Below are 12369 nucleotides of genomic sequence, written 5' to 3' on the forward strand. Positions count from 1 at the left end.
AGACGCCTATTCAAAAAATACTGACGGAATTTTAAATGAAAATTTGGAAATCAATCTTATTCACGACCCTACTCTCTTGCGGAGCGGTTGCAGCACCAGTAGAGATCGATAAGGTTGCGGTCATCGTGAACGACGGTGTAATTCTACAAAGCGACATCGAAACAGCGATGAAAACGCTGCAAGCCAACGCACGTCAAAGCGGAAAAAGCTTACCTTCTGCTAGCGTGTTAACAGAACAAGTTGTTGAAAAGCTGATTATTGACACGTTGCAAGGCCAAGAAGCAGACCGTATCGGTGTACGTATTGACGACAACCGTTTAAACCAAGCGATTGCGGAGATCGCACGTAATAATGAGCAAACAGTAGAACAACTCGCTGCTTCTGTAGAAAGTGAAGGTTTAAGTTACCCAGAATTCCGCGAACAAATTCGTAAGGAAATCGCCGCATCAGAAGCCCGCAATGCACTGGTTCGTCGCCGTATTAATATCCTTCCAGCAGAGGTAGATAGCCTTGCTGAGCAACTATCACAAGAAACCAATGCGACTGTTCAATACAAAATTGGACACATTCAACTGCGCTTCTCTGACGATAAAGAAAAATCTGCTGTAGAAGCAGAAGCTAAAGCGCTCGCGAAAAAGCTAAACGAAGGTGCAGATTTTACGGAGATGGCCTACACCTACTCTAAAGGTCCTAAAGCTTTACAAGGTGGTGATTGGGGCTGGATGCGTAAAGAAGAGATGCCAACCATCTTTGCTGATCAGATCAAGATGCAAAATAAAGGCAGCATTATTGGTCCATTCCGTAGTGGCGTTGGTTTCCACATCCTAAAAATAGAGGATGTAAAAGGCCTAGAAACGGTTTCGGTAACGGAAGTAAATGCGCGTCATATTTTGATTAAACCAACAGTGATTCTGAGCGACGAAGGGGCGAAGAAGCAACTGAATGAATTTGTACGCCGCATCAAAGCCGGTGAAGCAACGTTCGCTCAATTGGCAACACAATACAGTCAAGATCCTGGCTCGGCAGCACAAGACGGTGAACTAGGTTATCAAACACCAGATCTTTACGTGCCAGAATTCAAGCACCAAGTAGAAACTCTGCCAGTTGGCTCAATCAGCGAACCGTTCAAAACCGTTCACGGCTGGCATATCGTTGAAGTGTTGGATCGTCGCCAAGTTGACCGTACTGACTCAGCGATGAAGAACAAAGCTTACCGTATTCTATTTAACCGTAAATTTAATGAAGAAGCGGGCGCATGGATGCAAGAGCTACGCGCAAGTGCGTTTGTTGAAATCGTGGATGACAACAATGACAACTAATACAATTCGTAGAATTGTCGTAACCGCAGGGGAACCTGCGGGTATCGGCCCAGACTTAGTGCTTGCCCTATCGAAAGAAGATTGGGCGCACCAAATTGTCGTCTGTGCCGATAAGAATATGCTGACGGAGCGAGCCAAGCAGCTTGGCATCGAAGTCCAACTGTCTGATTACAATCCAGAAGAAGCACCTAAAGCACAAAAAGCGGGCACGCTTATCGTTGACCATATCCAAATATCGGAACCTGCGGTCGCAGGCGAGCTCAATGAAGCGAATGGCCACTATGTACTAAAAACGCTAGAAAGAGCGGCTTTAGGCTGTATGAATGATGAATTTGATGCTATTGTCACCGGCCCTGTTCATAAGGGGGTGATTAATCGCGCAGGTGTTGCATTCAGTGGTCATACTGAATTTTTCGCCGAGAAGTCACAAACGCCGCTAGTCGTAATGATGCTAGCAACGGAAGGACTACGCGTGGCGCTGGTTACAACACATATTCCTTTAGCTTATGTGTCCAAAGCTGTCACCGAAGAGCGATTAGAAAAAATCATCGATATTCTTCATAAAGACCTTGTAGAAAAGTTTGCTATCGCACAACCAAACATCTACGTTTGCGGGCTTAACCCTCATGCTGGCGAAGATGGCTGCTTAGGTCGTGAAGAGATCGAAACCATCACTCCGACACTGGAAAAAATTCGACAAGAAAAAGGTATCAACCTGATCGGCCCTCTGCCGGCTGATACCATTTTCAATGAAAAATATTTAAATGATGCTGATGCTGTTTTAGGCATGTACCATGATCAAGTGTTGCCAGTATTAAAATACAAAGGCTTTGGTCGTTCAGTAAACATTACTCTTGGTCTACCTTTTATTAGAACATCGGTGGACCACGGTACTGCATTAGATCTGGCAGGGACAGGTCAAGCGGATACAGGGAGTTTCCGAACAGCGCTCACGCATGCGATAGATTTGGTAGAGAAGAAACAATGAGAAATGATGTCCATTTAGGACACAAAGCGCGTAAACGTTTTGGTCAAAACTTCCTGAACGATCCATACATTATTGATGGAATCGTATCAGCGATTAACCCAAAACCAGGTCAAAACCTGGTTGAAATCGGTCCTGGTCTTGGAGCAATTACTGAGCCAGTAGGTCGTGAAGTAGATAAGTTCACAGTTATCGAATTAGACCGCGATCTGGCGGAACGCCTACGTACTCACCCTGAACTGGCAGATAAGTTGACCATCCATGAGGGTGACGCTATGCGTTTTGACTTCACTCAACTAGTGAAGCCAAACAACAAGCTGCGCATTTTTGGTAACTTGCCGTACAACATCTCTACACCATTGATGTTCCACCTTTTTGAGTTCCATAAAGACATTCAAGACATGCACTTTATGTTGCAAAAAGAAGTGGTAAACCGCTTAGCCGCCGGCCCTGGCAGCAAAGCTTACGGCCGTTTAACGGTAATGGCTCAGTACTACTGTAAAGTGGTACCGGTACTGGAAGTACCGCCAACGGCATTCGTTCCACCACCGAAAGTGGATTCTGCCGTTGTTCGTTTAGTACCTTACGAAGAGCTGCCATGCCCGGCGAAAGATCTGCGTTTGCTCGATCGCGTTTGTCGTGAAGGCTTTAACCAACGTCGTAAAACAGTTCGTAACTGCTACAAATCGTTGTTAAGCACAGAAGTACTAGAAGAACTAGGTGTTAACCCAAGCATGCGTCCAGAGAACCTGACGCTAGAACAATTCGTCGCAATGGCGAACTGGCTTGCGGATAACCCGCAGCACTAAGAACTCAAACAATGAGCCAAACCCTTGTAGGTTTGGCTTATTATTATTGGGATATTACGTTTCTGAGGAGTGCACATGGACGTCATTCAACCTTGCATCAAAATTCAAGTTCACACCAAATACATCGAAGAACAGTCCAACCCAGAGCTACAACGCTACGTTTTCGCTTATATCATCACCATCAAAAACCTTAGCCAGCAAACCGTACAGTTAGTGAGCCGCCGCTGGCTAATCACAGACTCGAATGGCAAGCAAATGACGGTTGAAGGTGACGGAGTGGTAGGCCAGCAGCCCTTTATTCCAAGCAATGATGAATACACGTACAGTAGCGGAACCGCGTTAGAAACCCCTGTCGGCGTTATGCAAGGACACTACAAAATGCTGGATGAGAAAGGGCAAGAGTTCATCACCGAAATCGAACCATTTCGCTTGGCTGTTCCAAATGTTTTAAATTAGTAAATTGGAGATTCAGTGGCTACCTATATTGTTGGTGACATCCAAGGCTGTTTTGATGAATTGCAGCGACTACTAGAAAAAGTATCTTTCTCTGCGAAAAAAGACCAACTTTGGCTTGCTGGTGATTTGGTCGCCAGAGGGCCTAAATCACTAGAAACGTTACGCTTTGTGAAGTCACTTGGCGCAAGCGCAATCGTGGTGCTTGGTAATCACGATCTTCACCTTCTCGCAGTGGCTCACGGGATAAAAAAGGTCAAAGACAAAGATAGAACCGCACCTATTTTCACGGCCCCTGACAAAGAGGAATTACTGACATGGCTAGCTCAGCAACCTCTAATGGCCGAGCATGACGAGTTCGTGATGTGTCACGCTGGCATATCACCGCAGTGGAATCTAAAAACAGCGAGAAAGTGTGCCCGAGAAGTTGAGCGCATCATCCAAAGTGAAGAGCTGCCTTGGCTATTAAAAAACATGTACAGCAATCAACCTGATTCCTGGGATGACTCTCTACAAGGTTTGGACCGATACCGTTATATTATCAATGCTTTTACGCGGATGCGCTTTTGTTTCCCTAATGGTCGTTTGGATATGGATTGTAAATTGCCACCGCAACAAGTTTCCGGTAACGAACTTATTCCATGGTTTGATGTGCCTAAACGTATCCACTTAAACAAAGCGGTGCTCTTTGGGCACTGGGCTGCACTACAAGGCTATATGAACAACGAAGTCATCGGGCTAGATACTGGCTGCGTTTGGGGCGGAAGCCTGACCATGATCCGTTGGGAAGATAAGAAAATTTTTACTCAGGATGCGTTAAGTTAAACACTGAATAACAGTCGATAATCCATAGTAGGAGGAATACCTGTCACTTAACACCTCCTGTAGGGTCATTCCAACGAGCCTTAACGAGACTAGGAATCTAATATCCTCGCGCTGCGAATAGATAGAAATACCTTTGACAACAAAGTACTCGTATAGAGGATCCTGAACCTCGCTCGTTCGTCGCTTTTCAGGATGACGGTAGGTTGGGATGACCGCTCGCTGCTATACGAACGGCATTACCCCGTTTTAATCTCGAATTACTTCTCTAACACCGTAAAACGCATGTTGTAGGCGTTCTTCTCATCGGCTTGATACATTTCTGAGTAAGTTTCCTTAAACTCGTCTCCCCAATCTGGGAACTGAGTATCACCATCAATGGCCGCTTCAATGTGTGTTACATACAGTTTATTGGCCATAGGCAGACAAGATGCGTAAATCGCACCACCACCAATGATCATCACTTCTTCCACGTCACCAGCCACGTCCAAAGCTTGCTCAATCGATGTTACGGTAGTGACGCCTTCGATCTTTAGTGTCTCATCACGGCTGATAACAATATTCAAGCGACCAGGTAAAGGGCGACCAATAGACTCATAGGTTTTGCGTCCCATCACAACCGGTTTTCCCATGGTACAACGCTTAAACCAAGCAAAATCGGCGGGAAGATGCCAAGGCATTTGATTGTCTTTGCCAATGATGCGATTGTCGGCCATCGCGGCAATCATACTAATGATCATGTTAGGTCCTTATACAATTGGTCTGCGGCGATAGAATAACAGCCCTGGAACCGCAAGACCAACAGCTAAACCTGCAATAATAAACATGGCCTTAAGAAAGTTTTCCATACAGGTTGCGACAAGCTCGGGTGAGTAGCCAACATGATTGATCTCTACCATAGCGATCATTGCTTTGTACGCAAACACACCCGGCACCATCGGGATCAAAGCAGCCACAGTAAACACTTTTGGATGCGCGAGAAAACGGTGAGACCAGTACACACCAATCATCCCAACTAACGTCGCAGCAAAAAAGGTTGCCCACTCAATAGGAATGCCAAACTGCATCATCAAGTAGCGGCTACCATGACCAATCGCGCCACCAACAGCGCAATACACTAAAGCTCTTTGTGGTACGTTAAAAACCAATGCAAATCCTACGGCGGGAATCGCCGCAAAAAACATGTCATTCAAAAGGCCAAACATCAAATCAAATAAACTCATTAGATAGCCCACCCCCAAATTCCAGTTACACTCATCGCAGCAACGATCCCCAAACATGTCGCCAACGTTAGTAAACTAGCCATCAAAAATCGAGCAATCCCCATATTAATGTGGCCTTTCAACATATCTGCGACAGAGTTAATGAGTGGGAAACCAGGTACAAGCATTAATACCGACGATGCCATTGCTACGGTAGGTAGATTACCGATTTGGTAAATTTCCGCCTGTGCTGAAATTAAGGTAGTCACAAAAGCGGTCGCAGCAAAGTTCAATAGAGGGTTGAAATGACGATGACCAATTTCTTGGCGAACGATCATGCCACCAGCTGAAGCTAAAAAGGTCATGATGAAGACTCCCCAATCACCACCAGCTAGATGACTGAATGCCGCACAAGACAAGCCAATCATAAACACCACCAACCAGCGGTTATAACGCTCTGGACTGATAGCGTTCAGCTTTTTCTGCGCCATGGTTGAATCGAGCAAACCACGTTCCATCATGATACAGATTCGTTGAATTTGCGTAATAACGCGCATATTGATGCCACGATCAGCGCAGCTTCGGGTGGTGGTGATGCAATGCCCATCCATTACCGTCGTCACAACCAATGCATTAGCTGATAGTGCTACCGCAACTTCATTCACCCCACAAGCAAGGCCAATACGACGCATAATATCGCTCACAAGAGTACTTTCAGCACCATGAGCAAGTAGCATTTGTCCGGCTTGGGCGACAAGACGAGAAATCGATCGTTGAGTAGATACCGCCAACTCTCTAGGCGGTATGGTTTCTAGAGTCATAAATAAGTCTAATTCCTTTTAGGGTGTTACTCATTCATACGCGCGAGGGCCAAACTAACCCTCAAAAAAACACGACGTATCAGTTATTGTGCCGTAAATCACATCACCTAAATATGATTTAGATACAAAAAAAGCCGCAATAAATAATTGCGGCTTAATGAATTATAGGCAAACAGGCATTGTTTGACCGTTCTGATTAGTCACGAACGTAGACAACGTGACCGTCATCTTCTTCATCGTCCCAGTCATCCCAATCGTCGTCGTCATCTTCAGTGATAACGTCTTTACCCGCCATCGCATCTTTATGGTAATCATCCCACATGAAGTTAACTTTATCTTCTTCAGCCACTTCTTCCTCTTCGCGAGGTAGGTTATCCATAAAGTCAGCCAGTTTGTAACAAAGCTCTTTAGTACCGTTACGATTGATCGCCGAGATCTTAAAGTGCTCGTCTTCCCAACCTAGTGCGTCTAAGATTTCTTGGATCTTCTCATTCGCTTCTTCTTCAGGCATTAGATCAACTTTGTTGAACACTAACCAGCGCGGCTTACTTGCCAGTTTTTCGCTGTATTGTTCTAATTCATCAATGATCGTCAATGCATTTTGCACCGGATCGGACTGATCAATTGGCATAATATCGATCATGTGCAGCAACACTCGACAACGCTCTAAGTGCTTCAAGAATCGAATACCAAGGCCAGCGCCATCTGCTGCACCCTCGATCAAACCAGGGATGTCTGCAACAACAAAACTTTTCTCTGGTACGACACTTACGACACCCAAGCTTGGGATCAAAGTCGTGAATGGGTAATCAGCGACTTTCGGCTTTGCTGCTGATACTGCGCGGATAAAGGTTGATTTACCGGCATTAGGTAGACCAAGCATACCCACATCAGCAAGAAGCAATAGCTCAAGGCGAATTTCGCGTACTTCACCTTTTGTACCCAATGTTCTCTGACGAGGCGCGCGGTTTACTGAAGATTTGAAACGCGTGTTACCTAGACCGTGCCAACCGCCTTTTGCGATCATCACTTTCTTACCGTGTTCAGCAACTTCCGCCACGATTTCATTTGTGTGGATATCCACAGCGCGCGTACCCACAGGTACACGAAGAACGATGTCTTTACCACGCTTACCTGTACAGTTACCACCGCGACCGTTTTCACCACGCTCAGCTTCGTAGAAGCGCTGGAAACGGTAATCAATCAGGGTATTTAGGTTTTCATCGGCTTGGATATAAACATCACCACCGTCACCGCCATCACCGCCATCAGGGCCACCTTTAGTGATGAATTTTTCACGCCAGAAACTGACAACGCCACTACCGCCATCACCAGCCTGAACTTTTACTACCGCTTCATCTACGAACTTCATCTTTTACTCCGACTACTTCGTGCGTGGATTAAATCTTACTATGTCATCCGACAATTTTAGCAGATGACAGATCTAAGCTCCCAGATTCAAATCGCTTAGGATCTTAGCGAGAAACTTCGATATGTCGACTGCCACAAATAAAAAACCCCGCCGATTCGGCAGGGCTTTTGAATTCAGCTTAAAGCTATTAAGTAATTTGGTTAAAAACCTAATTACTCAGCTTCGATGCTTACAAACTTACGGTTCTTAGGACCTTTTACTTCGAACTTCACTTTACCTTCAGTAAGAGCGAATAGAGTGTGGTCTTTACCGATACCTACGTTGTTACCAGCGTGGAACTTAGTACCACGTTGACGAACGATGATGTTACCTGCAAGTACAGATTCACCACCGAAACGCTTAACACCTAGACGTTTGCTTTCTGAATCGCGGCCGTTACGAGTAGAACCACCAGCTTTTTTGTGTGCCATTGTTAAACTCTCCTAATAGATTAAGCGTTGATACCAGTGATCTTCACTTCAGTGAACCACTGACGGTGACCCTGTTGCTTACGAGAGTGCTTACGACGACGGAACTTAACGATTTTAACTTTATCGCCACGACCGTGTTGTACAACTTCAGCAACAATTTTGCCGCCCTCTACAAGAGGAGCACCAACTTTGATGTCTTCGCCGTTAGCAACAAGAAGAACTTTATCAAATTCTACAGTTGCACCAGTTTCAACGTCTAATTTCTCTAAACGAAGAGTTTGACCTTCGCTTACACGGTGTTGTTTACCACCAGATTGGAAAACAGCGTACATATTTTACTCCGCTTTTTCCGCACAGCCTTTCTTGAGGGTGTGCGCTAAACTAATCATCAATAGGGCGCAGATTCTACAGAATAGATGCTCCTATGACAAGCCATATTTTGAAAAAATTGGCGAAAAGCTAATCGCCAAAGAAAAGTGCGGCAATCATGCCCTTTAGTAATGTATTAATCAACGTTTTTTAGTGTATTATTCGACAATTATATAAATCGAATAAGCCTTGCAGGGTCTAACTTCAGCCGGATATACGATGGATTTTAAAACTATCCAAGCGCTTACTGCCGATGACATGGCAAAAGTGAATGAAACAATTCAAGCCCAACTTAATTCTGATGTCTCTTTAATCAACCAGCTCGGTTTTTATATCGTGAGTGGTGGAGGCAAACGTCTAAGACCGCTTTTAGCGATACTGTCAGCCCGTGCACTTGGTTACCAAGGCAATGGTCATACAATGGCAGCTGCGTTTATTGAGTTCATCCATACAGCAACTTTGCTGCATGATGACGTGGTAGATGAATCAGACATGCGCCGTGGTAAAGCCACTGCGAATGCAGCATTTGGCAATGCGGCTAGCGTATTAGTTGGGGACTTTATCTATACACGCTCATTTCAGATGATGACGGAACTAGGATCCATGAAGATCCTTAAACTAATGAGCAATGCCGTAAACGTGATCGCCGAAGGTGAAGTACAGCAGTTGATGAACTGTAACGACCCTGACACGACAGAAGAAAGCTACATGCAAGTCATCTACTCTAAGACTGCGCGCTTATTTGAATCCGCAACTCAAATCGGTGCAATCTTAAATGATGCTCCTGAGCATGTGGAAATCGCAATGCAAAATTACGGTAAGTATCTAGGCACTGCGTTTCAGCTCATTGATGACGTCATGGATTACACTTCTGATGGCGAAGACATGGGTAAAAATGTGGGTGATGACTTGGCCGAAGGTAAGCCAACTTTACCTCTACTCCATGCTATGCGTAATACCACACCAGAAAACGCAATCATGATTCGTGAAGCGATTGAGAAAGCGAATGGCATGGATCGCTTAGAAGAAATTCTTGCGGTCATGAAAGAAGCAGGCTCTCTGGAATACACAACGCAAAAAGCTCTAGAAGAAGCAGACAAAGCAATCGCAGAACTATCAGTGTTGCCAGAGTCTGAATACAAACAAGCGCTTGTTACTCTGGCTCATGTCGCAGTACAACGCACGAAGTAATCAATAGCTACCCATAACGCAAGACTTATAGCAAAAAGGAAGAGCATGCTCTTCCTTTTTTACGTTTGATACCTAATGACGACGCCCCGAGGCGCTAGTAATATCTGTCACTACCGCCATGCAGTTGTGGATCATCTTCTATTTCATCAAAGCTAACGGCGAGTTGCTGTTCAGTCCCTTGTTTGGACAACAATACCGTCTCTGCTTCATGGTCGACCACTAATATCGTACCGACGCCTTGTTGGCACTCAACAACCATGCCTTTACGGATTCGACTCGCTTCCATCATCTTCTCCTTCACTACGTGGTTTTATTCGACCATTTTTACGAAGTTGAGAAATCAAGGATCAAAAAAGCCGATCAAAATGATCGGCTTTCTTCTTATATAGGCTTTCTAGATTACTTTGCGAATTCAACACCAATGTTGATGTCGCCATTTAGTGTTTCTAGCATACCGTCTAATGCAGACTTTTCGTAATCGCTGAGTTTGCCGTAGCTTAGTACTTCTTCAACGCCTTCTTTACCCAGTTTCACAGGTTGCGCGAAGTAAGTCGCGTGTTCGCCGTCGCCTTCAACGTAAGCGCACTCAACTACGCCTTCTTCACCTTGAAGAGCACGAACCAGAGACAGACCAAAGCGACATGCAGCTTGGCCCATTGATAGTGTTGCACTACCACCACCCGCTTTCGCTTCTACAACTTCAGTACCTGCATTTTGAATACGTTTCGTTAATGCTTCTACTTCTTCAGCTGTAAACTCAACACCTTCTACTTGAGACAGTAGAGGTAAGATCGTTACGCCAGAGTGACCACCAATAACTGGCACGCGAACGTCACCTGGATCTTTGTCTTTTAGCTCAGCAACAAACGTTTCTGAACGGATAACATCCAACGTTGTTACACCAAATAGACGACGCTTATCATAAACACCCGCTTTTTTAAGAACTTCAGCAGCAATTGGCACTGTTGTATTTACAGGGTTTGTGATGATACCAACACAAGCTTTCGGACAAACAACCGCAATCTTCTCCGCTAGCGATTTAACGATACCAGCGTTTACATTAAATAGATCCGCACGATCCATACCTGGCTTACGCGCAACACCAGCAGAAATTAGCACAACATCCGCGCCTTCTAGTGCTGGAGTAGGATCTTCACCAGCGTAACCTTTGATAGAAACTGGCGTAGGGATGTGGCTAAGATCAGCGGCCACACCAGGAGTTACTGGAGCAATATCATATAGGGCTAGATCAGAACCAGCAGGAAGACGGTTCTTAAGTAGAAGGGCCAGGGCTTGACCGATGCCACCAGCGGCACCAATAACGGCTACTTTCATGTAGTTCTCCTTGAGAGTATTTCTCTTATAAACGTATTCGTAGGGTAGTTTGTAACCAACTTAAATAAAGCTATCGGAATCACAACTTGATTACAATCAATTAACGCTAGCTTTGCGACCTCGCGCAACTCGCTGTTACCGTGCTACAAATGGGGCCTGGATTATTCTTTTATTCTGTTGAAATGACAAGGAATTCAAGAAAACAGATACAGCCCTACTTCAGCGCGCTAAAGAATTCTATGTGGTATATAGTTTACAGTGACGCATCTAACATAATACTGGGACTCTTTGGCACCGCCTGAATATATATGCGAGAATATGCAAAATTGCTGACCCGTAATAAGAGATTTGTAATGACTATGCGCAATTCAGAAAAACAAGACAACTTAGTTCGCGCCTTTAAAGCCCTGTTAAAAGAAGAAAGCTTTGGCTCACAGGGCGAGATTGTTGACGCACTCAAACAGCAAGGGTTTGAGAGTATCAACCAATCTAAAGTCTCACGTATGCTGACTAAATTTGGCGCCGTCCGTACGCGCAATGCAAAAATGGAAATGGTTTACTGTCTTCCTGCTGAGCTAGGTGTCCCAACAGTCAGCAGCTCTCTGCGTGAACTGGTACTAGACATCGATCGTAACGCAGCGTTAGTAGTAATTCACACCGGCCCAGGTGCAGCACAGTTGATTGCTCGCTTGCTTGATTCACTCGGTAAATCCGAAGGTATTCTTGGTGTTGTCGCAGGTGACGATACCATTTTCATTACGCCAACCATGGCAATTACGACTGAGCAACTCTTCAAATCAGTGTGCGAGCTGTTCGAATATACTGGTTAAGTTCTATAAAGCTTCAATCAGCTAACTCATTGTGGGTTATAAAAGAAGTCTCATTTTGTAGCCCATAATTTATGTAAATTTTTTGCTTACTCCGCTCATTCTTTAACCATCCGTTTTGTGATTAACATCACGCAATTGATCTTTTTCATTTCAGTCACTAAATGTTAATTAAGTATTTGTTATAAAAAGAATTAAATCACAAATTGAATCCTATCCCCTGATACAAAATTCAGACTTATCAACTATAACATTTAACAATTGGATAATTTTCTGCCAATTTTTTGTTATGATTCGCTCGCTTTTTCAAACGATTGGATTGAAAAAGGTGCCGTTTCCAAATAGGAAACTCCAGAAGTGATTTATGGTTATTTCCGGGTAAATAATGAATATA

Annotated in this window: 15 protein-coding genes; 7 read left to right on the forward strand and 8 right to left on the reverse strand. The window is 44.6% G+C overall.

All coding sequences use genetic code 11. From position 1 onward, the window contains the following. Positions 1 to 35: 35 nt before the first annotated feature. From surA to apaH, 5 genes are all read left to right on the forward strand, one after another. A complete protein-coding gene (gene surA / locus R7Z77_RS11440; protein WP_318136667.1) occupies positions 36 to 1319 on the forward strand; it encodes a peptidylprolyl isomerase SurA in 1284 nt (427 codons plus the stop codon). Beyond that, complete coding sequence (pdxA, locus tag R7Z77_RS11445; protein ID WP_005383085.1) at positions 1309 to 2307, forward strand: 4-hydroxythreonine-4-phosphate dehydrogenase PdxA; 999 nt, start codon at positions 1309 to 1311, stop codon at positions 2305 to 2307. The genes surA and pdxA overlap by 11 nt, the downstream gene beginning before the upstream one ends. Further along, positions 2304 to 3113: a 16S rRNA (adenine(1518)-N(6)/adenine(1519)-N(6))-dimethyltransferase RsmA gene (rsmA, locus tag R7Z77_RS11450; RefSeq protein ID WP_005379669.1), complete on the forward strand. Its 810-nt coding sequence runs from the start codon at positions 2304 to 2306 to the stop codon at positions 3111 to 3113. Before pdxA ends, rsmA begins: the two co-directional genes overlap by 4 nt. A 75-nt stretch (positions 3114 to 3188) precedes the next feature. Beyond that, positions 3189 to 3569, forward strand: a complete 381-nt coding sequence (apaG, locus tag R7Z77_RS11455) for a Co2+/Mg2+ efflux protein ApaG (protein WP_005379668.1) — start codon at positions 3189 to 3191, stop codon at positions 3567 to 3569. Between the two features lie 15 nt (positions 3570 to 3584). After that, positions 3585 to 4391, forward strand: coding sequence for a bis(5'-nucleosyl)-tetraphosphatase (symmetrical) ApaH (gene apaH / locus R7Z77_RS11460; RefSeq protein WP_238855067.1), 807 nt, complete (start codon positions 3585 to 3587; stop codon positions 4389 to 4391). A 257-nt stretch (positions 4392 to 4648) separates the two neighbouring features. Here the strand turns inward: apaH and folA are convergent, their stop codons facing one another. The 6 genes from folA to rplU form a co-directional block, all read right to left on the reverse strand. Beyond that, complete coding sequence (gene folA / locus R7Z77_RS11465) at positions 4649 to 5128, reverse strand: type 3 dihydrofolate reductase (protein ID WP_132936736.1); 480 nt, start codon at positions 5126 to 5128, stop codon at positions 4649 to 4651. A gap of 9 nt (positions 5129 to 5137) precedes the next feature. After that, the gene (locus R7Z77_RS11470) at positions 5138 to 5611 is read right to left on the reverse strand and encodes a threonine/serine exporter family protein (RefSeq protein WP_005379665.1); all 474 of its coding nucleotides are present in this window, start codon (positions 5609 to 5611) and stop codon (positions 5138 to 5140) included. Then, on the reverse strand, positions 5611 to 6411 hold the full coding sequence (locus R7Z77_RS11475) for a threonine/serine exporter family protein (protein WP_318136668.1): 801 nt from the start codon (positions 6409 to 6411) through the stop codon (positions 5611 to 5613). Before R7Z77_RS11475 ends, R7Z77_RS11470 begins: the two co-directional genes overlap by 1 nt. A 196-nt stretch (positions 6412 to 6607) precedes the next feature. Continuing rightward, entirely contained in the window at positions 6608 to 7783 is a 1176-nt protein-coding gene (cgtA, locus tag R7Z77_RS11480) for an Obg family GTPase CgtA (protein WP_258510024.1), read from the reverse strand. Positions 7784 to 7995: 212 nt separating this feature from the next. Beyond that, the gene (rpmA, locus tag R7Z77_RS11485; RefSeq protein ID WP_005383095.1) at positions 7996 to 8253 is read right to left on the reverse strand and encodes a 50S ribosomal protein L27; all 258 of its coding nucleotides are present in this window, start codon (positions 8251 to 8253) and stop codon (positions 7996 to 7998) included. Positions 8254 to 8273: 20 nt separating this feature from the next. Then, positions 8274 to 8585 (reverse strand): 50S ribosomal protein L21, encoded by a 312-nt coding sequence (gene rplU / locus R7Z77_RS11490; RefSeq protein WP_005383096.1) that lies wholly within the window; start codon positions 8583 to 8585, stop codon positions 8274 to 8276. A 256-nt stretch (positions 8586 to 8841) separates the two neighbouring features. Between rplU and ispB the strand changes: the two genes are divergently transcribed. Then, positions 8842 to 9813 (forward strand): octaprenyl diphosphate synthase, encoded by a 972-nt coding sequence (gene ispB / locus R7Z77_RS11495; RefSeq protein WP_005383097.1) that lies wholly within the window; start codon positions 8842 to 8844, stop codon positions 9811 to 9813. Positions 9814 to 9907: 94 nt separating this feature from the next. Here the strand turns inward: ispB and R7Z77_RS11500 are convergent, their stop codons facing one another. Beyond that, positions 9908 to 10099 carry a hypothetical protein gene (locus R7Z77_RS11500; protein ID WP_005379661.1) on the reverse strand — a complete coding sequence of 64 codons (192 nt, stop codon included), beginning with the start codon at positions 10097 to 10099 and terminating at the stop codon, positions 9908 to 9910. A 113-nt stretch (positions 10100 to 10212) separates the two neighbouring features. Beyond that, entirely contained in the window at positions 10213 to 11148 is a 936-nt protein-coding gene (gene mdh / locus R7Z77_RS11505) for a malate dehydrogenase (protein WP_005379660.1), read from the reverse strand. Positions 11149 to 11507: 359 nt separating this feature from the next. Here mdh and argR point away from each other — a divergent pair, with 359 nt between their 5' ends. Continuing rightward, positions 11508 to 11978, forward strand: coding sequence for a transcriptional regulator ArgR (gene argR / locus R7Z77_RS11510; protein WP_005379659.1), 471 nt, complete (start codon positions 11508 to 11510; stop codon positions 11976 to 11978). Positions 11979 to 12369: the final 391 nt, after the last annotated feature.

This window comes from Vibrio sp. 1401, from assembly GCF_033340295.1.